This is a genomic window from Micromonospora sp. CNZ295, assembly GCF_004217535.1.
This window is the reverse complement of sequence record NZ_SHKZ01000001.1, coordinates 183,575-206,171: the sequence shown is the minus strand read 5'-3', so window position 1 is coordinate 206,171 and position 22,597 is coordinate 183,575. Positions and strand designations below refer to the sequence as shown.

The window sequence follows — 22,597 nt, the reverse complement described above, 5'->3', positions numbered from 1 at the left end:
CCGTGCCGTGCGAGGAGTGAGCGGGCGAGCCCCGCAGTCGCGAACAGAGCCGCTGCCGTGACCCAGCCGACCCTGTTCAGCGCCGCGACGCCGGCCCCCCGGACGGCCGATGCCGGCCCGCGGTACACGCCGATCGAGCTGGCGAAGCTGCTGCGGCTGCCGGCACCCACCCGCGAGCAGGCGGCGATCATCGCCGCGCCGGTGGAGCCGCTGCTGGTGGTCGCGGGTGCCGGTTCCGGCAAGACCGAGACGATGGCCGCCCGGGTGGTCTGGCTGGTGGCCAACTCGTACGTCCGGCCCGAGCAGGTGCTCGGCCTGACCTTCACCCGCAAGGCCGCCGGGGAGCTGGCGCACCGCGTACGGACTCGGCTGGACCAGCTCGTCCGCCGGCTCGGGCGGCGGGGGCGGGATCCGCTCGACGACCCGCTGGCCGGGGAGCCGACCGTCTCCACCTACCACTCGTACGCCGGGCGGATCGTGACCGAGCACGGGCTGCGGGCCGGCTACGAGCCCTCCACCCGGCTGCTCACCGAGGCGTCCCGCTGGCAACTCGTCGACCTGATCGTGCGCAACTACGACGGCGACATGTCCGACGTGGACCGGATGCCCAGTACGATCACCGACGCGGTGCTGGCGCTGGCCGGCGAGCTGGACGAGCACCTGGTCGACCCGGACGGCCTGGCCGCCTGGACGGGGCGGTTCTTCGCCGAGGTGCAGTCCACGCCCGGCCGGGTCTACGCCGACGTGCGCAAGGCCCTGGCCCTCCAGCAGACGCGGTTGAAGCTGCTCCCGCTGGTGCGGGCGTACGCCCGGCGCAAGGAGGACTTCGAGGCGATGGACTTCGCCGACCAGCTGGCCCGGGCCGCCCGGGTCGCCCGGGACCACCCGGCGGTCGGCGAGATCGAGCGGGACCGCTACCGGGTGGTGCTGCTCGACGAGTACCAGGACACCAGCCACGCCCAGGTGGTGCTGCTCAACGCGCTCTTCGGCGGCGGGCACCCGGTGACCGCGGTCGGCGACCCCTGCCAGTCGATCTACGGTTGGCGCGGCGCGAGCGCGGGCACCCTCGACCGGTTCCCCGCCGAGTTCGCCCGCGCCGACGGCACGCCGGCGCGGGTCCGCGGCCTCACCACCAGCTGGCGCAACCGCCCGGAGATCCTGGGCGTGGCGAACGCCCTCGCCACGCCGCTGCGGGCCGCCGGCGCCCGGGTGCCGGAGCTGCACGCCGCGTTGAGCGTCAAGGAGCCGATCCCGCACCGCAGCCCCCGCGGCGCCGCCGCCGGCACCGTCCACTGCGCGCTGCTGTCGACGTACGCGGACGAGGCGGACTGGATCGCCGACAGCGTCCTGCGGGCCTGGCAGGGCGCGGCGGGGATGCCCGGCGTGCTGCCCGAGCACATCCCGGTCACGGCGCGCCCCACCACCGCGGTGCTGGTGCGGCTGCGCAGCCAGATCCCGGCGATCGAGTCGGCGCTGCGGGCGCGCGGACTGCCGGTCGACGTGGTGGGACTGGGCGGCCTGCTGGACACGCCGGAGGTCCGCGATGTCGTGTGCACCCTGCGGGTGCTGGCCGACCCGACCGACGGCGCGGCGCTGCTGCGCCTGCTGACCGGTGCCCGGTGGCGCATCGGCCCGCGGGACCTGGTCGCCCTGCACCGCCGGGCGCGGGCCATCGCGTCCGCCCGCCGGCAGCTCGCGTCCGGCGACGAACCGGAGATCGTCCCGGACGCCCTGGACGAGGCGACGCTGGTGGAGGCACTCGCCGACCTCGGCCCGGCGCAGGCGTACTCGGCCGAGGGCTACGCCCGGCTGCGCGCGTACGCCCGCGAGCTGGGCCTGCTGCGGTACCGGCTGGACCAGTCGCTGCCGGACCTGATCGCGGACGTCGAGCGGACGATCGGCCTCGACGTGGAGGTGGCGGTGCGGGCCGGCCGGGACGGCGCCGGCGACGCCGGCCTGGCCCGCGGGCACCTGGACGCGCTCGGTGACGTCGCGGCCCGGTTCAGCGGGGAGACGCCGGGGGCCACCCTGTCGGCGTTCCTCGCCTATCTCGCCGCGGCTGAGGACGAGGAGCGCGGGCTCACCCCCGGCGAGGTGGAGGTCGTCGAGGGCGCTGTGCAGATCCTCACCGCCCACGCGGCCAAGGGCCTGGAGTGGGACGTGGTGGCGGTCGCCGGGCTCAGCCGCGGGGTGTGGCCGGGGCCGGTGCGCAACTCCGACCACTGGCTGGGCGGGCTGGGCGTGCTGCCGTTCCCGCTCCGCGGTGACGCCGACGGGCTGCCCGCGCTGGCCCTGGCGGAGGCGGAGGACCAGCGCGGGGTGGCCCGGGCGCTGGAGGACTTCACCGACGCCTGGCGGGCGCACGACGAGCGGGAGGAGCGCCGCCTCGCGTACGTCGCGGTGACCCGGCCCCGCCGGCTCCTGCTCTGCTCGGGGCACTGGTGGGGCGAGGGGACCAAGCGCCCGCGCGGCCCGTCGGTGCTGCTGCGCGAGGTGCACGACGCCTGCGTCGACGCGGGCGACGGGCACGTGGTCGACGAGTGGGCCCCGGAACCGGCGCCGGACGCGGTGAACCCGACCACCGAAATGGTGCTCCGGGCGGAATGGCCCGCCGACCCACTGGGCGCCCGCCGGCCGGCGCTCGCCGAGGCCGCGGCGCTGGTCCGCCGGCACCTCGCCGACGGCGCCCGCCCGCCGGGGGGCGCCGGGGCGACCGGCGAGCCGGCGGGGACCACCGATCCGGTCGCCGACGACCCGGAGGTGGCGCGGTGGCGGCGGGAGGCCGACCTGCTCCTCGCCGAACGGGCCGAGCTGACCCGGCAGGCCGGGCCGGTCGAGGTCGTGCTGCCCGGGCAGCTCTCGGTGACCCAGCTCGTGGCGCTGCGCCGGGATCCGGCGGCACTGGCCCGGTCGCTGCGCCGCCCGCTGCCCACCGAACCGAACCCGTACGCCCGGCGGGGCACCGCCTTCCACGCCTGGCTGGAGCAGCGGTTCGGGGCCGACCGGCTGCTCGACGTGGACGAACTGCCCGGGGCGGCGGACGCCGACGCCGCGCCGGACGAGGCGCTGGCCGAGCTCCAGGAACGCTTCCTGGCCAGCGAGTGGGCCGACCGGGCGCCGGTCGAGGTGGAGGTGCCGTTCGCGACGGTCGTCGCCGGTGTGGTGGTCCGTGGCCGGATGGACGCCGTCTTCAGCCGGCCCGGGGGCCGGTTCGACGTGGTCGACTGGAAGACCGGCCGGCAGCCGACCGGGCCGGCCGCCGAGGCGGCGGCGGTGCAGCTGGCCGTCTACCGGCTGGCGTGGGCGGAGCTGGCCGGCGTGCCGGTCGAGCGGGTCGGTGCGGCGTTCCACTACGTGCGGGACGGGGTGACGGTCCGGCCGGTGGACCTGCTGGACGTGACCGGCCTCACCGCGCTGATCGCCGCCATCCCCGAACAACCGGAGAAGGACGCCCGCCCGCCACATCTGTGATACGTTGAGCGCGTTGCAGTTATGGTTCCCAGAGACTCTGTGTGCGCCTGGTGGATTGTGGCCCCAGGCGCTCTTTGTTGTGTCCGGAGTTCTCCGGGCGGGGCGACCAGAAGCGACAGGCGGGCCGCGCACTTCCGCGCGGACGCTCCTCTTCGGGCCCGCGACAGGCGCGGGTCCGACGTTCCGTCAAGGAGACGAAAAATGGCTATCGGCACCGTCAAGTGGTTCAACGCTGACAAGGGCTTCGGCTTCATCACCCCGGACGACGGCGGCTCGGACGTCTTCGCCCACTTCTCGGCCATCCAGAGCTCCGGCTACCGGAGCCTGGACGAGAACCAGCGGGTCGAGTTCGAGGTGACCCAGGGCCAGAAGGGCCCGCAGGCGGAGAACATCCGCCCGCTCTGATCCCTCGGGATCGCGTACCACCACCGCACCCTCCGGGCGCGGTGACGGGACCGGCCCGCCCCGCCGTCGACCTGGCCACCAGGCGGCGACGCGGGGCCGGGCCGGCCCGTACCCCCTTCGGTTCGTGCTTGTGAGTCCCGGCGGACGGTTCCGCCGGTCGACAGCGCCGCCCGGCGCCCTTCCTCGACACGTGCCGCGTCGAGGAAGGCTTCACCATGACCACCGTCACCCCGTCCTTCGCCCAGACCGGGCTGGCCCCGGCGCTGCTCGCCGAGCTGGCCGCCCAGGGCATCACCGCGCCGTTCCCGATCCAGGCCGCGACGCTGCCGGACTCGCTCGCCGGCCGGGACGTGCTCGGCCGGGGCCGCACCGGCTCCGGCAAGACCCTCGCGTTCGGACTTCCCGTCCTCTCCCGCACCGCCGGCCGGCGGGCCCGGCCGGGGCGTCCGCTCGCCCTCGTGCTGGTGCCCACCCGTGAGCTGGCACAGCAGGTCACCACGGCCCTCGACCCGTACGCCCGGGCGGTCGGGCTGCGCTGCGCCACCGTGGTCGGCGGCCTGTCGCTGAATCGGCAAGCGGCCGAGTTGCGGGCCGGCGCCGAGCTGGTGGTGGCGACCCCGGGACGCCTGCACGACCTGATCGACCGGGGCGACGTCCGGCTCGACCAGGTCGACGTCACCGTGCTGGACGAGGCCGACCGGATGGCCGACATGGGGTTCCTGCCGCAGGTCACCCGGCTGCTGGAGCAGGTCGCCCCGAACGGCCAGCGGATGCTCTTCTCCGCCACCCTCGACGGCGGTGTGGACAAGCTGGTCCGCCGGTTCCTCACCCGACCGGTCACCCACTCGGTGGATCCGGGCACGGCCACCGTCACCGCGATGACCCACCATCTGCTGCACGTGGAGGCGGCGGACAAGCCGGCCGCCCTGAGCTGGATCGCGGCCCGCGAGGGCCGGACCATCCTGTTCATGGGCACCAAGCACCGCGCCGACCGGGCGGCCCGCCAACTGCTCGCCAAGGGCGTACGCGCGGCGGCGCTGCACGGCGGCAAGTCGCAGCCCCAGCGCACCCGCATCCTGGAGCAGTTCCGCACCGGGCAGGTGACCGCCCTGGTCGCCACCGACGTGGCGGCCCGGGGCATTCACGTGGACGGGCTGGATCTGGTGGTCAACGTGGACCCGCCGACCGAGGCGAAGGACTACCTGCACCGGGGCGGCCGGACCGCCCGCGCCGGGGAGTCCGGAACCGTCGTCACCCTGGTCCTGCCCGAGCAGCGGCAGGACGTGTCCCGCTTGATGGCGACGGCCGGGATCCGTCCCGCGTCCTCCCAGGCCCGCCCGGGCGACCCCGAGTTCACCCGGGTCACCGGCGCCCGGGAGCCGTCCGGCGTACCGGTGACGATCGCCCTGCCGGCTCCCGCGCCCGCGGGCGGTGCGAACGGCCGGGTCGACGGCCCGGCGGGCCGCGCCGGCGGCGCCGGTGGCCGGGTCGGTCACCGGTCCTCGGGCCGCTCCCGCCGGGCTCGGCGTCCCCGCAGCAGCTGACCGGTCGCCCGGCCCGCGCGCCGGTCGCCCCTGCCGCTGACCGCTGAGTCGGCAATCAGCACCTGGCGAGTCCGATGGGCGACTGTGTCCGTCCCCTCGCGCGTGGACGCTGTGCCACGGGGGGACAGCGCCGGGCCGACCGCTCGGCGGGGGAGGGACGGCCATGACGGGGGACACCGACTCGGGCGCGGTGCGGGAACTGCTGCTCGTGGTGGCGGTGGCCGTCGCGGGCGTGCTGCTCGCCCTGGTCGCCGTCTTCTCGCCGTGGCACGCCGTGCCGGACGGCGCCGCGCCGGCCGGGTTGGTCGAGCTGCACGGCCCGCAGGACAGGCCCGCGACGACCGAGGGCTGACGGTCGTCCGACGGCCGCGCGGGAAACCGGCTCCGGCCGGACCTGGGGCATGGTCCGGCCGGAGCCGACCCGTGGGTCAGCCGCCCAGCACCGGTACGTCCGACGGCTGCCGCCCGGCACCGAGCAGGTCGGCGAGGGTGGTCCGGTCGACGACGAGGGCGATCGCCCCGTGCACGGCCAGCCAGACGTCCCGCAGCCCGACGGCGACCCCCCGGTACCCGGCCCGGTCGGCGGGCAGGCCACGCACCGCGGTGAGGGAGCCGCCGACGGCGCGCAGCACGTCGCCGACGGTGATCTCCGTCGCGGGCCGGGCCAGGGCGTACCCGCCCTCGGTGCCGCGCTGGCTGTGCAGCAGGCCGGCCCGGCGCAGGTCGACGAGGATGCCCTGGAGGAAGCTCAACGGAATCTCCTGGTTCCGGGCCAGCATCGCCGCCTTCACCAGTTCACCGCCGGACACTTCGGCGACGGCCAGCATGGCCCGGAGCGCGTAGTCGCTGCGCGCGGAGACGTACACGTCATTGACCGGCCGGGTCGAGGACGCCCCAGCGGCGCCGGATCGCCTTGTCCGCCGCGCCGAAGGCCGCGTCGACCAGCAGGCCGATCACCAGGATCACGATCATCACCGCGATCAGGCGCTCCGCCTCGCTGAGCTCGCGGGCGTACGTGAGCTGGGCACCGATCGAGGTCCGGGTGGCGATGACCACCAGCAGTTCGCCGGCCATCAGGCTGCGCCAGGCGAACGCCCAGCCCTGCTTGAGTCCCGCCACGATCGCGGGCAGGGCGGCGGGTGCGATCACGTACCGGTAGAGGCGGACGCCCCGGGCGCCGAGGTTGCGGCCGGCGCGCAGCAGCAGCGGCGGCACGTAGTCCACGCCGTGGATGACCCCGTTGGCGATGGACGGCGCGGCGCCGAGCACCACCACGAAGAAGATCGCCTGCTCGGTGAGCCCGAAGAGCAGGATCGCCAGCGGGAACCAGGCGATCGACGGCATGGTCTGCAACGCGGTGATCATCGAGCCGAACGCGGCCCGGAGGATCCGGACCCGGGCCACCGCGAGGCCGAGCGCGAGCCCGATCGCGAGGGCGGCGGCGAAGCCGACGGCCGCCCGCCGGGCGGTGGTGGCCAGACCGTCCCAGAGCGCCGCGCTGGTCACATAGGCGGCGAGGTCGGCGAAGACCGGCCCCGGGGGCGGCAGCGCCCACGGGTCCTTCCAGCCGGTCCAGACGACCGCCTGCCAGATGAGCAGGGCCAGGGCGAGGGCGGCGAGCTTCGGCCAGCTGCCCGCCCAGAGCCGGGCGAGGCGGGAGCTCTCCTTCTCCCGGCCGGCGATCTCCAGCGCGTCCAGCCCGGAGATCTCCGCGTCGGTACGCGCCGCGCTGGTGAGGGTGTCACTGGCCATGGCGGCCCACCTCCGTACGGAGCCGGTCGGTGACGTCGGCGGCGATCGCGGCGACCTCCGCTGAGTCGATGCGCCGGGGCCGGGGCACGTCGACCGGGGTGGTGTGGATGATCCGGCCCGGGCGGCTGGACAGCAGGATGATCCGGTCGGCGAGCCGGGCCGCCTCCCGGACGTTGTGGGTCACGAAGAGCACCGTGAGGCGTCGTTGCGTCCAGATCCGCTCCAGCTCGTCGTGCAGGATGTCCCGGGTCATCGCGTCCAGCGCGCCGAACGGTTCGTCCATCAGCAGCACCGGCGTGTCCAACGCCAGGGTGCGGGCCAGCGCGACCCGCTGCCGCATGCCACCGGACAGCTCGTGCGGGCGCTTGCGACCGAAGTCGGCCAGATGGACGGTCCGCAGCAGGTCGGCGACCCGCTCCCGGCGCTCGGCCCGGGGCAGCCCGCGCAGCTTCAGCGGCACCTCGACGTTGCCCTCGACGGTGAGCCAGGGGAAGAGCGCCGGTTCCTGGAACATCAGTCCCGGGTTGACACCGTCGGGCAGGTCGATCCGACCGCCGCTGGGCCGGTCCAGCCCGGCGACCAGGTTGAGCAGGGTGCTCTTGCCGCAGCCGGACGCGCCGACCAGGCAGACGAACTCACCGGGGGCGACGTCGAGCGAGACGCCGTCGAGGGCGAGGACGGCGCTCGCGCCGCGCCCGTACACCTTGGTCACGCCGTGCAGCGCGACCGGGCTGGTCGCGCTGCGCGGCGCCGTCGTGGTCGACGTCATGGCTGGGCGACCTCGGGCTGGCCCTGTGCCTTGAGCGCCTGGTTGAGGTAGCTCAGGTCGTACAGACCGGTGAGGTCGACCGGCTGGGTCAGTTCGACCGCGACGGCGTGGTCGAGGCCGGTCTTCAGCGACGAGGCGATCGGGTCGTTGGTGAACTCCAGGGTCGACCACGCCTGCTTGATCAGCTTCAGGTCGAGCGGCTTACCGGTGATCTTGCCGATGTGGTCGGAGACCGCCTGGTGCGCGTCGTCCGGCTTGCTGTTGACGAACTCGTTCGCCGCGACCTGGCCCTCGACCAGCTTCTGCACCACGTCGGGGTGGGCCTTGAGGAACTTCGTGCTGACGATCAGGTTGGTGATGACGAACTTCCCGTCCGGCCAGAGGTCGCGCTCATCGACCAGCACCTTGCCGCCGGCGTTGACCAGTCGGGAGACGAAGGGCTCGGGTACCCACGCGCCGTCGATCGCACCGGTGCCGAACGTCTCGATCGTCTGGGCGTTCTCCTGCGGGACGATGGTGACGTCGCCGCCGCCCTCCTTGGTGGTCCGGAGGCCCTTCTCCTGCAACCAGTAACGGATCGCCACGTCCTGCGTGTTGCCGAGCTGCGGGGTCGCGATCTTCTTGCCGCGCAGCTGCTCCCACGAGGTGATCTCGGGCTTGACCACGAGGGCGACCCCGCCGGAGGCGGCGCCGGAGACGACCCGGACCGCCTCACCCTTGGACTTCGAGTGCGCGTTCACGGTCGGGTTGGGACCGATGTACGTGGCGTCGAGCGCCCCGGAGAAGATCGCCTCGATCGCCGACGGGCCGGCGTTGAAGGTGGTGGTCTCCAGCTTCACGCCGTCGCCCAGCTGCTCCGCGAAGATGCCCTTCTCGACGCCGACCACGGCCGGTGCGTGGGTGATGTTGGGGAAGTAGCCGAGCCGGAGGGTGACCGGGCCGGACCCGCCCCCCGCGCTGTCGCTGTCGTCGCCGCAGGCGGCCGTGCCCAGGGTCGCCGCGCCGACGACGGCGACGGCGGCCAGGGCGACCAGCCGGCGCATGGGGGAGCGTCTCATCGTCCATCCAATCCGGAGTATTCCTACTTGGTTGATAGGGAGAGTGGACTTAGTTCCGACCGCCGTCAAGACGCATCCACATCCCGGGACGGGAAGGTCGCCGGTACCGGGGGCGGGGACGAGTTAGGGTCGATCACGTGCCGAGAGCGAAGATCCCAGCGACGAGGTATCCCGTCGAGCGGTTCACGCTCGACAACGGCCTGCGGGTGGTGCTCACCCCCGACCGCAGCGCCCCGGTGATCGGGGTGGCGGTCGTCTACGACGTCGGCATCCGCTCCGAACCAGAGGGGCGCACCGGCTTCGCCCACCTGTTCGAGCACCTGATGTTCCAGGGCTCGGAGAACCTGGAGAAGCTGGCCCACTTCCGGCACGTCCAGGGCGCCGGCGGCACCTTCAACGGGTCGACCCACCTCGACTACACCGACTACTTCGAGACGCTGCCCAGCAACGCCCTCGAGCGGGCGCTGTTCCTCGAAGCGGACCGGATGCGTGGCCCCCGGCTGACCGAGGAGAACCTGCGCAACCAGGTCGACGTGGTCAAGGAGGAAATCCGGGTCAACGTGCTCAACCGTCCGTACGGCGGGTTCCCCTGGCTGACCCTGCCGCCGGTCATGTTCGACACCTTCCCCAACGCGCACGACGGCTACGGATCCTTCGACGACCTGGAGTCGGCCACGGTCGACGACGCCGCCGACTTCTTCCGGCGCTACTACGCCAGCGGCAACGCGGTGCTGGCGGTCAGCGGGGACATCGACGTCGCCGCCGCGACCGAGCTGATCGGCCGGCACTTCGGCGACGTGCCGGCCCGCCCGGCCCCGGAACGGCCGAGCTTCGTCGAGCCGGACCTGACCGCCGAGCGGCGCAGGTCGTACACCGACAAGCTGGCCCCGCTGCCGGCGGTGGCCTCGGCCTGGCGGGTGCCCGACCCGGTCGGCGACTTCGCCGGCTACCTGCCGTACGTGGTGCTCGCCGAGGTCCTCACCGACGGCGACGCCTCCCGGCTGGTCGAGCGGCTGGTCCAGCGGGACCGCACGGTCACCAGCGTCGGCGGCTACCTGGGCTTCATGGGCGACCCGTTCGACGTCCGCGACCCGACGGCCCTGCTGCTCCAGGCGCACCTGCCACCCCGCGGTGACGTGGACAAGGTGCTGCGCACCCTCGACGAGGAGTTGGACCGGCTGGCCACCGACGGGCTGACCGACGGCGAGCTGGCCCGCACCCAGGCCCGGATGGCCACCCACCTGCTGCGGGACACCGACGCGGTGCTCGGCAGGGCGCTGCGGATGGCCGTTCTCGAACAGCAACGCGGCGAGCCGGGCCTGCTCAACGACCTGCCCCGCCTGGTCGGCGAGGTCACCGAGGAGGCGGTCCGGGCGGCCGCTGCCACGCTGCGGCCCGAGCGGCGTGCGTCCATCGAGGTCATCGCCGGAGGTGCCCGGTGAGCGCGAGGAGTGAGCCGGGTTTGCGAGCCCCGCAGTCGCGAACGAAGAAGGCTCCGGTGAGCGCGAGGAGTGAGCCGGGTTTGCGAGCCCCGCAGTCGCGAACGAAGAAGGCTCCGATGAGTGGTGTCCCCGCCGCGCCGCGCGCCCTGCCGCCGCTCGGCCCCACCCGCCGGCTCAAGCTGCCGAAGCAGGCCGAGCGCACCCTCGGCAACGGCCTCACCGTGATCGCGGTACGCCGGCCGGCGGTGCCCCTGGTCGAGCTGCGGCTCTGGATGCCGTTCGGGCGCGTGCACCTGGCCCGCGGCGCGATGCTCGCGCAGACCCTGCTCTCCGGCACGGAGGCGATGACCGCCGTGCAGATCGCCGCCGAGCTGCAGAAGGTCGGTGGCGGGCTGTCCGCCGGGATCGACCCGGACCGGCTCATGCTCTCCGGCACCGGCCTGGTCACCGGCCTGGACCGGATGCTGGAGCTCCTGGCCGACGTGCTGACCGGTGCGACGTACCCGGCCGACGACGTCGCCACCGAACGGGACCGGCTGATCGACCGGATCCAGGTGGCCCAGAGCCAGCCCGCACACCTGGCCCGCACCGCCCTGCTCAAGCGGATCTACGGTCGGCACCCCTACGCGGTGCAGACCCCCGAGCCGGAGCAGGTCCGGGCGGTGCGTCCGGGCGTGCTGCGGACCCTGCACGCCCAGCGCGTGCACCCGGCCGACGCGGTCCTGGTGCTGGTCGGGGACGTGCAGCCGGACCGGGCGCTGGATGCGGCCGAGAAGGCGCTGTCCGGCTGGAACGGTGCCGGGCACGTCGCCGACCTGCCGCCCACCCCGCCGCTGGAGCCCGGGCCGCTGCTGCTCGTCGACCGTCCCGGGTCGGTGCAGTCGTCGCTGCGCGTGGCGCTGCCGGCGGTGCCGCGGACCTACCCCGACCACGCCGCACTGCAACTGGCGAACCTGATCTTCGGTGGTTACTTCTCCTCGCGCTGGGTGGAGAACATCCGCGAGGACAAGGGCTACACGTACGGGCCGCACTCGCTGGTGGAGCACTCGGTCGCCGGGTCCGTGCTGGTGGCCGCCGCCGAGGTGGCGACCGAGGTGACCGGGCCGGCGCTGCTGGAGACCACGTACGAGCTGGGCCGGCTGGCCTCCGTCCCGCCCAAGGAGGAGGAACTGGAGCAGGCCCGGCAGTACGCCCTCGGCACCCTCCAGCTCGGCATGTCCACCCAGGCCGGGTTGGCCTCACTGACCAGCGCGTACGCCGGCAACGGCCTGCGCCTGGACTTCCTGGCCGAGCACGCGGCGCGACTGGCGAAGGCGACCGTGGCCGACGTGGCAGAGGTGGCGGCCCGGTACCTCGCCCCGGCCCGGGCGGTCACCGTGGTCCTGGGCGATGCCGAGCGGGTCGCCCCGCAGCTGGCGGCGCTCACCACCGTCGTCACCGAACCGGTCGGGCAGTGAACGGCGGCGAGCCGGCCCCGCCGCTGGCCCGCTCCACGCTGGACCGGGCGGCGCACCGGCGTACCGACCCCGACTGGCTGGGCCAGGCGTGGGGGCGGGCCCGGGTGCTGGTGCTCGACGGCGGGAACGAGGGGCGGGCGCTGGTGCGCGCCGGCTCCGACCCACCCGCGCTCGTGCTGGTCGGCCCCGGGGACGTACCGGACGAGGCCGTCGCGCGTGCGATCTTCCTCGGCGTCGAGCCGGACGGCGTGCCGGTGTTCGCGGTGGACACGCCGCTGCCGACGCTGCCCGGCACCCACGCGGCGCACCTGCGGGAGGTCGGCCACCTGCTCGCCGACCGTGACGCCGGCCTCTTCACCACCGGCCTGGCGTTGCTCAACTGGCATCAGCGGCACACCTACTCTCCGCTCACCGGGAGCGCCACCACGATGGACGAGGCCGGCTGGTCCCGGGTCGCGCCGGCCGGCGAGCGGATGTGGCCGCGTACCGACCCGGCGATGATCGTCCTGGTGCACGACGGCGTACCCGGTCTCGACGGGCGCTGCCTGCTCGGGAACAACGTCGCCTGGCCGCGCGTGCCGGGCGAGCGGCGCTTCTCCTGCCTCGCCGGCTACGTGGAGCCGGGCGAGTCGGCCGAGGCGGCCGTGCTGCGCGAGGTCCGCGAGGAGGTCGACGTCCCGGTCACCGGCATCGGGTACGTGGGCAGCCAGGCCTGGCCGTTCCCCGGCTCGTTGATGCTGGGCTTCCACGCCACGGCCGATCCGGAGCACCCGCTGCGGGTCGACCCGGCGGAGATCGCTCACGCCCGCTGGTTCACCCGGGCCGAGATCGGGGCGGCGCTGGCCGGGCGGCCCGTCGACGTGGACGGTGACCGGCTGACCCTGCCGCCGTCGTCGTCGATCGCCCGCTTCCTGATCCACCACTGGCTCGACGGCCGCTGCTGACCGGGCCGGCCGACGCCGGCCGGGTGGGCGGTGGCTGGCGTCCTGGCTGGGAGGTGTCGCGGGGCCGACCGGCCCGGGCCGGAACACGGTCCCGGCCCGTGACCGCCGTTGCCGCGACGGTCACGGGCCGGGAACCGTGCCGTCGTGGCCGGCTGGGGCAAGGAACACGGCGGGGGAGCCGGGCCGGCCACGACGGACGCCTGTGGTCAGCCGCCCCGGTCGTCCGGCCAGGTCGGCCAGAGCGCATGCGGCTCGACGAGCGGAAGCACCTTCACCCGTTGCCGGCCGGCGCGGACGGCACCGACCGAGGCGAGGGCCCGGGCCAGCACCAGCGCGGCGTCCCGGTCCTCGGCGTGGACGACCTGCCGGCGGGATTCGGGCCAGGCGGTCTCGTCGCGCAGGCGGCCTCCGCCGGCCCAGGCAGCGGCGATGTCCGTGTCGGCTGCCGCGCGGACGTCGGTGCGAACGATCAGGAACCGCATGTCGGTCTCCGGATGTGCCGCGACGATCGGGAACGGGGTGGAAGTTCCACGTCATTCATCGGCAATGCTACGCCGCGTAGCGGCACCGGCAACCGAAACGCCACCATCGGCCGGGAGGCTTGTCCGATCAGGCGAGGCGGCGTCCGTTCAGGACACGCGAAGGGGCCGCCGGCTCGACACCGGCGGCCCCGCGACAGGCCGTCAGGTCCGGTCGAACCGGCCTTCCTTCGCGCTGGCCAGGAAGCTCCGCCACTCGGCCCGGTCGAACAGCAGGACCGGCCCACCGCGGTCCTTGCTGTCCCGGAGGGCCACCGCGGCCGACAGCGGCGCCACCTCGACGCAGTTGGAGGTCTGGCTGCGCGTGCTCTTTCGCCACGGTGCCTCGGCCAGTTCGGCGATGGCGGACGACGTGTTGCGGATCTTGTTCATGGTCTCACTCCTGTGGTGAACCGACCGATGGAACGAGCGGTGCCGCACGGCCCGACGGCGGGGTGCGGCCTGGTTCACCGTTCCGTCAGGCGCCCGGGGTGCCGGCGGCGTTGGGCCGGCGCCGTTGCCGGCCCGTACGCCACTGTGGACGGGGCCGCCGCGTCGGGTAGCCGCCCCGTGGCCTGGATCAGCCAGGAGAGGGTGTCCGACGCGGAGAGCGCCGCCATGCATAACCACTCGAACACCACTTTATAGCGATTTAGTGCTTTTGCCTCCGTCGACATGGTGTTCAGGAACCCGCCCTCGATCGCGAGGGTCTCCGGATCCTGGGGATCGGCGAACCGGTAGAGGGAGAACGCCGTCGGTGGCAGGTACCAGCCGCCCACCCGCGCGTCCCGGGGCAGCACGTGCAGCGTGACGTTCGGCAGCATGGCCAGCTCGCAGAGCTGCCCCAGCTGTTCCCGCAGCACGTCCGGCGGGCCGGCGCGGCCACCGAGCGCCGCCTCTTCGAGCACCGCCGTGTACCGGGGCGCGTCCGACGCCCGGGTGAGCAGCGACTGCCGGGCCAGCCGGGCCGCGACCTCGGTCTCGATGTCCTCGGTGTCCTCCGGCTCGCCGGCCGCCTCGTCGACCTCGCGGGCCGAGGCGATCCGGACCCGGGCGTACCCGGGCGTCTGCAGCAGGCCCGGCACCAGGACCGGGTTGTACTCGGAGATCTCGACGCAGCCCGCCTCCAGCTCGGCGAAGCTGCGCTGCTGCTGGGTCATCACCGGGTAGTTCTTCAGCCAGCCGCGCATGTCCCCGGCCTCCTGCGTGATGGCCAGCAGATCGTCGCGCAGCGCCTGGTCGGCCCGGTAGAGCGCCAGCAGGTCGCGGACGTCCTGCGGGTCGGGCCGGCTGCGGCCGTTCTCCAGTCGGGACAGCTTCGACGCGGAGGCCCAGCCGACCCGCTCGATGACCTGGTCCCCGGTGAGACCGGCCGCCTCGCGGAGCCGGCGCAGCTCGATGCCCAGCCTGCGCCGTCGCAGGATGGGACTGGGTGCGGCAGGAGGCACGATGTCCTCTTTCCCGTAGACCGCCGTGGACGCGACGGTAACTGTATGAGATTCGCCCCCCACCGTCAGTATGGACGGCGCGACCGGCGCCGGAGGTTCCGGCGGGGGCGTGTCTCGTCAGAAAGACGGCACGCCGCGTACCACTCCCTCGACGGAGGACACATGCGCACCGTCCTGCGCCGCCCGGACTTCCGGCTGCTCCTCGGCGGGCTGCTGGCGAGCATGACGGCCGAATCGATCCTGCTGCTCGCGCTCGCCGTCTGGGTGAAGGAGCTGACCGGGTCGAGCGGGCAGGCCGGGGCCACCATCTTCGCGATCATCGCGCCGATGACGCTGGCGCCCCTGGTCGGCTGGTTCGCCGACCGGCATCCCCGGCGGCCGCTCTTCGTGGCCGCCAACCTGGTCACCGCGGCCCTGCTCACGCCGCTGTTCGCCGTCCGCGACCGCACCGACGTGTGGATCATCTACCTGGTGGCGGCGCTCTACGGCCTGTCGTACATCACGCTCAGCGCGCTGCTCAGCGGCCTGATCCGGCAACTGGTGCCGGCGGACCTGCTGGCCGACGCGAACGGCGTGCTCCAGACCGTACGCCAGGGGCTCCGGCTGGTCGGCCCGCTGGCGGGGGCCGGCCTCTACGCCGTCGCCGGGGGCTGGCTGCTGGCCGGCGTCGCGATGGCGGGTTTCCTGGCCGCCGCGGCGGTGGTGGGCCTGCTCCGGGTGGCCGAGCCGGCCCGGCCGCGTCGGGAGCCGCGCTGGTCGACCGAGCTGGGTGCCGGGCTGCGGCACCTGGCCGGCGAGCCGGCCCTGCGCCGGGCCCTGCTCGGCTACGGCGCCGGCTCGCTGGTGATGGGTTTCAGCGAGTCACTGATCTTCGCGTACGTCGATCTGGGGCTCCGCCGCGACGCCGCGTTCGTCGGCGTGCTGGTGACCGTGCAGGGGATCGGCGGGCTGGTCGGTGGGCTGCTGTCCCCCGGGGTGGTGCGGCGGGCGGGCGAGGTGGGCACGCTCGCGGCCGGGGTGGCGCTGTTCGGGCCGGCCGCGCTGGCGCTGGCGTACCCGAGCCTCTGGCTGGGGTTCGCCGCCGTCCTGCTGGCCGGGGTGTCGCTGCCGCTGACCATGGTCGGGCTGCACACGCTGATCCAGCGGCGCACGCCGCCGGGGCTCATCGGGCGGGTCGCCGCCGCCTCCGAGGCGGTGGTCAGCGGCCCGCAGGCGCTCTCCATCGGCGGCGGCGCCCTGCTCGTCGGGGTGTTCGACTACCGGCTGCTCTTCGCGGCCGTGGGCCTGGCCACGCTGCTCGCCGGCGCCTACCTCTGGCGCAACCGCACCCTGACCCCGCCCCCACCCCCCAGCCCTGACCACCCCGCCCTACCCACCCCGAGACCACCGGTCGATCATGAAGTTATCGGCGCGACACGCCGGTCGCCGGGGCGATAACTTCATGATCGACAGCTTGGGCGGCGCCCGGGCGGCGCCCGGGGGCGGGGTGGGTGGGGGTCAGGCGGCCAGGGTGGCCAGGTGGTTCTTGACCTGGGTGATCGAGGGGTTGGTCAGCGCACTGCCGTCGGCGAAGCGGAGCGTCGGCACGGTCTGGTTGCCGCCGTTGACGCTCATCACGAACTCGGCGGCCGCCGGGTCCTGCTCGATGTCGACCACCTCGTACCCGATGCCCTCCCGGTCTAGCTGCGACTTCAGCCGGTGGCAGTAGCCGCACCAGGGGGTGGAATACATCGTCAGCATCGTCAGGCCTCCAAGGTCCGGTCGAGAGTCAAGCAAGGCTATCCGCAGCAACGTCCGGCCCTGCTGGAACAATTCCTCGCTGTGGTGGTTCACTCAGCGTCCGAGCGCGTGCTCGCCGGGCTCGACCCGGAGCAACGGTCGGCGGTGACCGCCCCGGCCGGCCCGGTCTGCATCCTCGCCGGCGCCGGCACCGGGAAGACCCGGGCGGTCACCTCGCGGATCGCCTACCGGGCGCTGGCCGGCGAGATCTCCGCCCGGCACGTGCTCGCGGTCACCTTCACCGCCCGGGCCGCCGCCGAGATGCGCAGCCGGCTCAGCGCGCTCGGGGTGCCGGGCGTGCAGGCGCGCACCTTCCATGCCGCAGCGCTGCGCCAGGTGCGCTACTTCGCGCCCCGGCTGCTGGACGGGCGCGCGATGCCGGAGCTGCTGGACAGCAAGGTCCGGCTGGTCACCCTCGCCGCCGCGAAGGTCGGGATCCGCGCCGACCGGACCGGCGCCCGCGACCTCGCCGGCGAGATCGAGTGGGCCAAGTCGTCCCTGGTCGAGCCCGGGGAGTACGTGGTGGCGGCCGCCAAGGCGCTGCGCGAGACCCCGTACGAGGCGGCCCAGGTCGCCGCCGTCTTCGCCGCGTACGAGCAGGTCAAGCGGTCCGGTGGGGTGATCGACTTCGAGGACATGCTGCGCGCCGCGGTCTGGGGCATCGAGGAGCACCCGGACGTCGCCGAGCAGGTCCGCGCCCAGTACCGGCACTTCGTCGTCGACGAGTACCAGGACGTCAACCCGCTCCAGCAGCGGCTGCTGGAGGCGTGGCTCGGCGGCCGGGACGACCTGACCGTGGTCGGCGACGCCAGCCAGACCATCTACTCGTTCACCGGCGCCACCTCGTCGTACCTGGTCGACTTCCCCCGCCGGCACCGGGGCGCGACGGTGGTCCGCCTGGTCCGCGACTACCGCTCCACCCCGCAGGTGGTCGGGCTGGCCAACGCGGTGATCTCGCAGGCCCGGGGCACCGAGGCGCGCCTGCGCCTGGAGCTGGTGGGCCAGCGCCCGCCCGGCCCGGAGCCCGAGCTGCGGATCTTCACCGACGAGCCGGCCGAGGCGGCCGCGGTCGCCGCCCGCTGCCGGGCCCTGGTCGACGCCGGCACGCCGGCCCGGGAGATCGCCGTGCTCTTCCGCACCAACGCGCAGTCCGAGGCGTACGAGAAGGCGCTGACCGAGGTCGAGGTGCCGTACCAGGTGCAGGGCGCGGAGCGGTTCTTCGAGCGGGTCGAGGTCCGGCAGGCGATGGTCGCGCTGCGGGCCGCCACCCGGTCCATCCCGGGGGAGACCCCGCTGCCGGCCGCCGTGGTCGAGGCGCTGGCGGCGGTGGGCTGGGCACCGGACACCCCGCCCGCCGGTGGCGCCGCCCGCGAGCGGTGGGAGGCGCTCGCCGCGCTGGTCCAGCTCGCCGAGGAGTACGCGGCCACCGCACCGGTCCTGCCGATCGGGCCGGCGGCGGCGGTCGAGCGCCCGGTCACGCTCGCCGACTTCACCGAGGAGTTGGCCCGGCGGGCCGCCGCCCAGCACGCGCCGACGGTCGAGGGTGTGACGCTCGCCTCCCTGCACTCCGCGAAGGGCCTGGAGTGGGACGCGGTGTTCCTGGTCGGCCTCTCCGAGGGCACCCTCCCCACCACGTACGCGAAGACCCCCGAGCAGGTGGAGGAGGAGCGCCGCCTGCTCTACGTCGGCATCACCCGGGCCCGGGAGTGGCTCTGGCTGTCGTACGCCTCGGCCCGTTCGCCCGGCGGGCGGGCCCGGCGGCCCTGCCGCTTCCTGCCCCAGCTGGACCGTTCGGGCGGGGCCGAGCGGGCCGGTGCCGGCGGGGTGCGGCGCGCGGACCGGCGGCGTACGCAGATCGTCTCCTGCCGGATCTGCGGTGCCACCCTGCTCGCCGGCCCGGACCGCAAGGTGGGCCGGTGCGCGACCTGCCCGTCGGACATCGACGAGGAACTGCACGAGCGGCTGCGCGAGTGGCGGCGCCGGGTGGCCGGTGGCCAGCGGGTTCCGGCGTACGTGGTCTTCACCGACGCGACCCTGGTCGCGCTGGCCGAGCGGCGGCCCCGCCAGCCCCGGGACCTCACCGCGATCGCCGGCATCGGGCCCCGCAAGCTGGGCCTGTACGGGGAGGCGGTGCTGGCGCTGGTGGCCGGCGCGGCGGTGGACGAGATCTGCCCGGAGAAAACTTTCGAAATCTCGCCGTAAATTCGTTTGCCCTCGCCCCGGGGTGCGTCATAGCCTCATGGCACACCTCGCGAGCGGCGGCATTCGGGCTGCTCACGAGCGTGAGGTCCAGTCGACACGAGAGCACGTCAGGGAGGTGGCACCGATGGAGATCTTCTACATGAACGAGCGTCCGGCGGCGCTGCCCGCTGCCGTCGCTCCGCTGTCGGCTGTCCGGGTGGCCGTCGCCGCTCCGCGCCCGTCGGTTCCGCAGGTGCACCAGGTCGAGACTCAGGCCGAGCTGATTCTCGCGCCGGCACCGAACGGGATCCAGGGGACCAGTGGCTTCACGGCCAAGGGTGTCGATGGCGCCAAGCGGCGCATGGACGTCCGCGGTGTTCCACCTCGAGGTAGACCGGTCTGATCACCAGACCACCGGCTCACCTCGAGGCCGCGGAACCCGCATACCGGGATCCGCGGCCTAGTTTTTTGCCCCGCCGAAGTACGTCGGAAAAGCGATCCACAAGATCGAAGTGAGAGAGAGGTGACCGGGCGATGAGTCTGGCGTTGGCCCCGCTCGACGCGAACGTCGAGCTGGAGGCGAACCTGCCCTGCCGGAAGTTCGACCCCGACCTGTGGTTCTCTGACTCGCCCACCGAGCTCGAGCTGGCCAAGTCGCTCTGCGGGGACTGCCCGCTGCGCGTCGAGTGCCTCGCCGGTGCGGTGGAGCGGGCCGAGCCCTGGGGCGTCTGGGGTGGCGAGATCTTCGAGCGTGGCGCGGTCGTTCCGCGCAAGCGGCCCCGTGGCCGTCCGCGCAAGGAGGACGTCGCCCGTGACGCCGCGCTCCGGGTCGAGGCCGAGGCGCGCCTGGCAGCCAGTGGGCTGTCCACGCGTGACGCGGTCCGGCTGGCGGCCTGACAACTTCCCGATCCGCACGAACCGATCGCCGGTGTCCCACCGGCCGACGAGAAAGTTGACGAAGATGCTGCACCTGTCGAACGGAACCGACCTGCAACTACTCAACGAAGCGTTGTCGAGGGCTCGAATGCTCCGGCCTCAGGCCGGTCGCAGCACCACGAGCACTGAGGCACACCGTTCCGCCCGTACCGTCGCCATGGCCGCCCGCAACCGGTCGGCCCGCGAGCTGGGCGTTCTGTAGGGAAGGGTCCCTTCGCTACGCCTCCGGCGTCGGAAGGGCCCCGGGATGACACCATCACGCGCGACGGGCGCGTCCGGATCACTCCGGGCGCGCCCGTCGGCGGATCAGGCGACCGGCGCGAAGCCGGGCAGCCAGCGTTCCAGGATGCCCCGGTACGGGGCCTTCGCCTCGAGCTGGCAGAGCACCCCGATCGAACCCAGCGTCACCCGGTGGATCAGCAGGTACGACGGGGGCAGGTTGAGTTGCCGGCTCAGCTGGTAAGCGGGCGAGCGGGGGCTGGCCAGGCGGGTCGCCTCGGCACGCAGCCAGGCCCGGGTGAACCGGAACTCGTCGGCGGCGATGGGTTCCAGCATCGGGCGGAGGAAGTCGAGCACCGCCGGGGCGTCGATCTGCTCGGTGGAGCCGATGAAGCCCTCCGAGCGGAGACCCTGCACCACCTCGTCGGCGTCGCCGCGCAGGGCCAGGGCGGCGATGCGGCCGATCGGCTCGGGCGTGCCCTCGGGCATCCGGGCGACCGCTCCGAAGTCGATCACCCCGAGCCGCCCGTCCGGCAGCAGCCGGAAGTTGCCCGGGTGCGGGTCGGCGTGCAGCAGCCCGGCCCGCATCGGGGCGGAGAGGTGCAGGGTGGCCATCAGCCGGCCCGCCTCGTCGCGCTGCTCCTCGCTGCCCTCCCGGATGATCTTCGACAGGGGTGTCCCCTCGACCCACTCGGTCACGAGGACGCGGGGAGACGCGGCGACCACCGCCGGGATGAAGATCTCCGGGTCGTCCGCGTACGCCGTGGCGAAGGCCCGCTGCGACTCGGCCTCCAACTCGTAGTCCAGCTCCTCGGTGATCCGCTCCCGGAGCTCGGCCAGGAGCGGCTTGACGTCGAGCCCCGGCTGGATGGCCCGGAACATCCCGCCCAGCCGGGAGAGCTGCTTGAGGTCGGCCAGCAGGGCGTCACCGGCGCCCGGGTACTGGATCTTGACTGCGACGTCGCGGCTGCGCGGCGCGCCCGCCGGGTCGTAGCCCGGGTCACGCCAGAGCGCGCGGTGCACCTGCCCGATGCTGGCGGCGGCGGCCGGGGTGTCGTCGAACTCGACGAACCGGTCCCGCCAGTCCGGGCCGAGCTGCTCGGCGAGCACCTTGTGCACGCTCGCCACGGGCAGCGGTGGCGCGGCCTCCTGGAGCTTGGTCAGCGCCTGCCGGTAGGGGGCGGCGATCTCCTCGGGCAGGGCCGCCTCGAAGACCGACAGCGCCTGGCCGAACTTCATCGCGCCGCCCTTGAGCTGCCCGAGAACGCTGAAGAGCTGCTCGGCCGTGCGTTGCTGGATCTCGGCGGAGATGACGTCGGAGGCGAGCCCGGTGACGCGCTTACCCATGCCCAGGACGGTCCGACCGGCGAAGCCGAGCGGTAGAGCGGCGAGCTTGGCGGTCCGGGACACGGCCCGGCGCGGGATGTCGGTCACCTGGTCATTGTTACCGACTCGGCGGGCCCGCGGCTGCCGTGCCGGCGGGCTGGGGTGCCCCAACGCTGACGAGTCGGTCGCCGGGGCCGATCCGGTGGGCCGATCGGTGGGGGACGGGCCTCACCGGGGCTGCCGGGAGCAGGCGCAGGACGGGTGGGGCGCCCAGAGCCGGCGACGCAGCCGGCCGGCCGCGGTGACCTCGACCGTGCAGGCGACCGTCTCCGGCGTACCCCCGTCGAGGTGGGCCAGCGCCTCCCCGGTGGCGTACGCCGCGGCGGCGAGCAGCGTCGCCGCGGCGCAGGCATCCTCCGGCGCCGCACCGGCGAGCTGAGCGGCGAGCGCCGGCCAGTCGGCGTCGCGGTCCGTCCGGTGCAGGTCGAGGCAGTTCACGCAGGGGCCGACGGGCGGCCGGACCAGCGGCCCGATGACCGGCACGGCCTCGCGGAGGTCGATCAGCAGGTACGCCTGGCGGCGCTGGGCGTGGGCGGCGGCGAGCAGAGCGGCCGGCCGGTCCGTGCCGAGCTGGACCACGAGATCCGCCCGGCCCGGGCGGAGTGGGCCGGTGGCGGTGCCCGGCGCGGACCGCAGCAGCGCGTCGCGGACCGCGTCGTCGAGCGACCGGCCCAGGTCGGCGGCGTCGATCCCGGTGCCGACCAGGTCCGCCGGCCGGACCGGGCCGGCCAGCTGCGGCCGGACGTGGCCGATCCCGGCCTGGGCCAAGGCGACGGTCACCGGGGCGCCGAGCCGGCCGGCTCCGGTCACCAGCACCCGGGCGGCCCGGCGGCGGCGCAGCACCTGGGCGGGCGTTCCGGGCAGCCGCGCGGTCAGGGCGAGCGCCCCGGCCTCGGCGGCGAGCCGGGCGCGCGGCGGGCCGGCCAGGTCCCGCGGCAGCAGCGTGTGCGCGGGTACGACCAGGCCGGCCGCCCGTAGCGCGTCCAGCAGCGTGCGGGCCTCGTCCCGCCCGACGTCGAGCGTGGCCGCGTGCTCGACGACGTGCCGCTCGCTGTGCGCGCCGTCGAGGAGGTCGAGGAGCCGGGCGGCCCGGGGATTGGCCAGCTCCAACAGCACCGCCCGGCCGGGGTCGACGCCGAGCTGCAGGGTGTGCCGGTCCCGCCAGAGGAGCGTGAGACCGGGAAGCAGGGTCGGTCGGGGCAGGGCGGCTGGGCTCATGGACACGAATAGTGACCGCGTCCGTGCTTTCCGTGGATCGTTGTCCACAGGTGTGCATAGCCCTGTCCAG

Annotated in this window: 21 protein-coding genes; 11 read left to right on the top strand and 10 right to left on the bottom strand. The window is 74.2% G+C overall.

The genetic code is table 11. The features are described 5' to 3' along the window. The first annotated feature begins 57 nt into the window (after nucleotides 1-57). The 4 genes from EV376_RS00920 (at nucleotide 58) to EV376_RS00905 (ending at nucleotide 5,772) form a co-directional block, all read left to right on the top strand. Nucleotides 58-3,471, top strand: a complete 3,414-nt coding sequence (locus EV376_RS00920; RefSeq protein ID WP_130320271.1) for an ATP-dependent DNA helicase — start codon at nucleotides 58-60, stop codon at nucleotides 3,469-3,471. Between the two features lie 201 nt (nucleotides 3,472-3,672). Continuing rightward, the gene (gene cspE, locus EV376_RS00915; protein ID WP_130320270.1) at nucleotides 3,673-3,876 is read left to right on the top strand and encodes a transcription antiterminator/RNA stability regulator CspE; all 204 of its coding nucleotides are present in this window, start codon (nucleotides 3,673-3,675) and stop codon (nucleotides 3,874-3,876) included. A gap of 215 nt (nucleotides 3,877-4,091) precedes the next feature. After that, nucleotides 4,092-5,420 carry a DEAD/DEAH box helicase gene (locus EV376_RS00910; protein WP_486482484.1) on the top strand — a complete coding sequence of 443 codons (1,329 nt, stop codon included), beginning with the start codon at nucleotides 4,092-4,094 and terminating at the stop codon, nucleotides 5,418-5,420. Nucleotides 5,421-5,583: 163 nt separating this feature from the next. Next, nucleotides 5,584-5,772: a hypothetical protein gene (locus EV376_RS00905; RefSeq protein ID WP_130320269.1), complete on the top strand. Its 189-nt coding sequence runs from the start codon at nucleotides 5,584-5,586 to the stop codon at nucleotides 5,770-5,772. Nucleotides 5,773-5,848: 76 nt separating this feature from the next. Here EV376_RS00905 and EV376_RS00900 read toward each other — a convergent pair whose 3' ends face one another. The 4 genes from EV376_RS00900 to EV376_RS00885 are packed head-to-tail and all read right to left on the bottom strand — an operon-like array spanning nucleotide 5,849 to nucleotide 8,999. Beyond that, nucleotides 5,849-6,286: an Rrf2 family transcriptional regulator gene (locus tag EV376_RS00900; protein ID WP_130320268.1), complete on the bottom strand. Its 438-nt coding sequence runs from the start codon at nucleotides 6,284-6,286 to the stop codon at nucleotides 5,849-5,851. 1 nt (nucleotide 6,287) lies between these two features. After that, entirely contained in the window at nucleotides 6,288-7,172 is an 885-nt protein-coding gene (locus EV376_RS00895) for an ABC transporter permease subunit (RefSeq protein ID WP_130320267.1), read from the bottom strand. Beyond that, on the bottom strand, nucleotides 7,162-7,941 hold the full coding sequence (locus EV376_RS00890; RefSeq protein WP_130320266.1) for an ABC transporter ATP-binding protein: 780 nt from the start codon (nucleotides 7,939-7,941) through the stop codon (nucleotides 7,162-7,164). Before EV376_RS00890 ends, EV376_RS00895 begins: the two co-directional genes overlap by 11 nt. Continuing rightward, the gene (locus tag EV376_RS00885; protein WP_130320265.1) at nucleotides 7,938-8,999 is read right to left on the bottom strand and encodes an ABC transporter substrate-binding protein; all 1,062 of its coding nucleotides are present in this window, start codon (nucleotides 8,997-8,999) and stop codon (nucleotides 7,938-7,940) included. The genes EV376_RS00890 and EV376_RS00885 overlap by 4 nt, the downstream gene beginning before the upstream one ends. 137 nt (nucleotides 9,000-9,136) lie before the next feature. Between EV376_RS00885 and EV376_RS00880 the strand changes: the two genes are divergently transcribed. The 3 genes from EV376_RS00880 (at nucleotide 9,137) to nudC (ending at nucleotide 12,842) form a co-directional block, all read left to right on the top strand. Next, nucleotides 9,137-10,441: a M16 family metallopeptidase gene (locus EV376_RS00880; protein ID WP_130320264.1), complete on the top strand. Its 1,305-nt coding sequence runs from the start codon at nucleotides 9,137-9,139 to the stop codon at nucleotides 10,439-10,441. Between the two features lie 116 nt (nucleotides 10,442-10,557). After that, entirely contained in the window at nucleotides 10,558-11,898 is a 1,341-nt protein-coding gene (locus EV376_RS00875; protein ID WP_130320263.1) for a M16 family metallopeptidase, read from the top strand. Further along, a complete protein-coding gene (nudC, locus tag EV376_RS00870; protein WP_130320262.1) occupies nucleotides 11,895-12,842 on the top strand; it encodes an NAD(+) diphosphatase in 948 nt (315 codons plus the stop codon). The genes EV376_RS00875 and nudC overlap by 4 nt, the downstream gene beginning before the upstream one ends. Nucleotides 12,843-13,048: 206 nt before the next feature. Here nudC and EV376_RS00865 read toward each other — a convergent pair whose 3' ends face one another. From EV376_RS00865 to EV376_RS00855, 3 genes are all read right to left on the bottom strand, one after another. Further along, nucleotides 13,049-13,324, bottom strand: coding sequence for a hypothetical protein (locus tag EV376_RS00865; RefSeq protein ID WP_130320261.1), 276 nt, complete (start codon nucleotides 13,322-13,324; stop codon nucleotides 13,049-13,051). A 201-nt stretch (nucleotides 13,325-13,525) separates the two neighbouring features. Continuing rightward, nucleotides 13,526-13,753 carry a DUF397 domain-containing protein gene (locus tag EV376_RS00860; protein ID WP_130320260.1) on the bottom strand — a complete coding sequence of 76 codons (228 nt, stop codon included), beginning with the start codon at nucleotides 13,751-13,753 and terminating at the stop codon, nucleotides 13,526-13,528. Between the two features lie 74 nt (nucleotides 13,754-13,827). Continuing rightward, nucleotides 13,828-14,808 (bottom strand): Scr1 family TA system antitoxin-like transcriptional regulator, encoded by a 981-nt coding sequence (locus EV376_RS00855; protein WP_130320259.1) that lies wholly within the window; start codon nucleotides 14,806-14,808, stop codon nucleotides 13,828-13,830. Between the two features lie 162 nt (nucleotides 14,809-14,970). Here EV376_RS00855 and EV376_RS00850 point away from each other — a divergent pair, with 162 nt between their 5' ends. Continuing rightward, nucleotides 14,971-16,245 (top strand): MFS transporter, encoded by a 1,275-nt coding sequence (locus EV376_RS00850; protein ID WP_130320258.1) that lies wholly within the window; start codon nucleotides 14,971-14,973, stop codon nucleotides 16,243-16,245. Nucleotides 16,246-16,305: 60 nt separating this feature from the next. Here EV376_RS00850 and EV376_RS00845 read toward each other — a convergent pair whose 3' ends face one another. Further along, nucleotides 16,306-16,548, bottom strand: a complete 243-nt coding sequence (locus EV376_RS00845; protein WP_130320257.1) for a mycoredoxin — start codon at nucleotides 16,546-16,548, stop codon at nucleotides 16,306-16,308. A gap of 81 nt (nucleotides 16,549-16,629) precedes the next feature. Between EV376_RS00845 and EV376_RS00840 the strand changes: the two genes are divergently transcribed. The 3 genes from EV376_RS00840 (at nucleotide 16,630) to EV376_RS00830 (ending at nucleotide 19,665) form a co-directional block, all read left to right on the top strand. Then, nucleotides 16,630-18,789 carry an ATP-dependent DNA helicase UvrD2 gene (locus EV376_RS00840; RefSeq protein ID WP_130320256.1) on the top strand — a complete coding sequence of 720 codons (2,160 nt, stop codon included), beginning with the start codon at nucleotides 16,630-16,632 and terminating at the stop codon, nucleotides 18,787-18,789. A 124-nt stretch (nucleotides 18,790-18,913) separates the two neighbouring features. Next, nucleotides 18,914-19,171, top strand: a complete 258-nt coding sequence (locus tag EV376_RS00835) for a hypothetical protein (protein WP_130320255.1) — start codon at nucleotides 18,914-18,916, stop codon at nucleotides 19,169-19,171. Between the two features lie 131 nt (nucleotides 19,172-19,302). Then, nucleotides 19,303-19,665 carry a WhiB family transcriptional regulator gene (locus tag EV376_RS00830; RefSeq protein ID WP_130320254.1) on the top strand — a complete coding sequence of 121 codons (363 nt, stop codon included), beginning with the start codon at nucleotides 19,303-19,305 and terminating at the stop codon, nucleotides 19,663-19,665. Between the two features lie 345 nt (nucleotides 19,666-20,010). On the opposite strand, the gene EV376_RS00825 is transcribed toward EV376_RS00830, so the two are convergent. After that, complete coding sequence (locus EV376_RS00825; RefSeq protein ID WP_130320253.1) at nucleotides 20,011-21,357, bottom strand: ABC1 kinase family protein; 1,347 nt, start codon at nucleotides 21,355-21,357, stop codon at nucleotides 20,011-20,013. Between the two features lie 120 nt (nucleotides 21,358-21,477). Continuing rightward, nucleotides 21,478-22,527, bottom strand: coding sequence for a PqqD family protein (locus EV376_RS00820; RefSeq protein ID WP_130320252.1), 1,050 nt, complete (start codon nucleotides 22,525-22,527; stop codon nucleotides 21,478-21,480). Nucleotides 22,528-22,597: the final 70 nt, after the last annotated feature.

Excerpts from the sequence above, each read along its gene's own strand:
- cspE (WP_130320270.1), top strand. The coding sequence starts at position 3,673 with ATGGCTATCGGCACCGTCAAGTGGTTCAACGCTGACAAGGGCTTCGGC.
- EV376_RS00910 (WP_486482484.1), top strand. The coding sequence starts at position 4,092 with ATGACCACCGTCACCCCGTCCTTCGCCCAGACCGGGCTGGCCCCGGCG.
- EV376_RS00905 (WP_130320269.1), top strand. The coding sequence starts at position 5,584 with ATGACGGGGGACACCGACTCGGGCGCGGTGCGGGAACTGCTGCTCGTG.
- EV376_RS00895 (WP_130320267.1), bottom strand. The coding sequence starts at position 7,172 with ATGGCCAGTGACACCCTCACCAGCGCGGCGCGTACCGACGCGGAGATC.
- EV376_RS00890 (WP_130320266.1), bottom strand. The coding sequence starts at position 7,941 with ATGACGTCGACCACGACGGCGCCGCGCAGCGCGACCAGCCCGGTCGCG.
- EV376_RS00885 (WP_130320265.1), bottom strand. The coding sequence starts at position 8,999 with ATGAGACGCTCCCCCATGCGCCGGCTGGTCGCCCTGGCCGCCGTCGCC.
- EV376_RS00875 (WP_130320263.1), top strand. The coding sequence starts at position 10,558 with ATGAGTGGTGTCCCCGCCGCGCCGCGCGCCCTGCCGCCGCTCGGCCCC.
- EV376_RS00865 (WP_130320261.1), bottom strand. The coding sequence starts at position 13,324 with ATGCGGTTCCTGATCGTTCGCACCGACGTCCGCGCGGCAGCCGACACG.
- EV376_RS00860 (WP_130320260.1), bottom strand. The coding sequence starts at position 13,753 with ATGAACAAGATCCGCAACACGTCGTCCGCCATCGCCGAACTGGCCGAG.
- EV376_RS00850 (WP_130320258.1), top strand. The coding sequence starts at position 14,971 with ATGCGCACCGTCCTGCGCCGCCCGGACTTCCGGCTGCTCCTCGGCGGG.
- EV376_RS00845 (WP_130320257.1), bottom strand. The coding sequence starts at position 16,548 with ATGCTGACGATGTATTCCACCCCCTGGTGCGGCTACTGCCACCGGCTG.
- EV376_RS00835 (WP_130320255.1), top strand. The coding sequence starts at position 18,914 with ATGGAGATCTTCTACATGAACGAGCGTCCGGCGGCGCTGCCCGCTGCC.
- EV376_RS00830 (WP_130320254.1), top strand. The coding sequence starts at position 19,303 with ATGAGTCTGGCGTTGGCCCCGCTCGACGCGAACGTCGAGCTGGAGGCG.
- EV376_RS00820 (WP_130320252.1), bottom strand. The coding sequence starts at position 22,527 with ATGAGCCCAGCCGCCCTGCCCCGACCGACCCTGCTTCCCGGTCTCACG.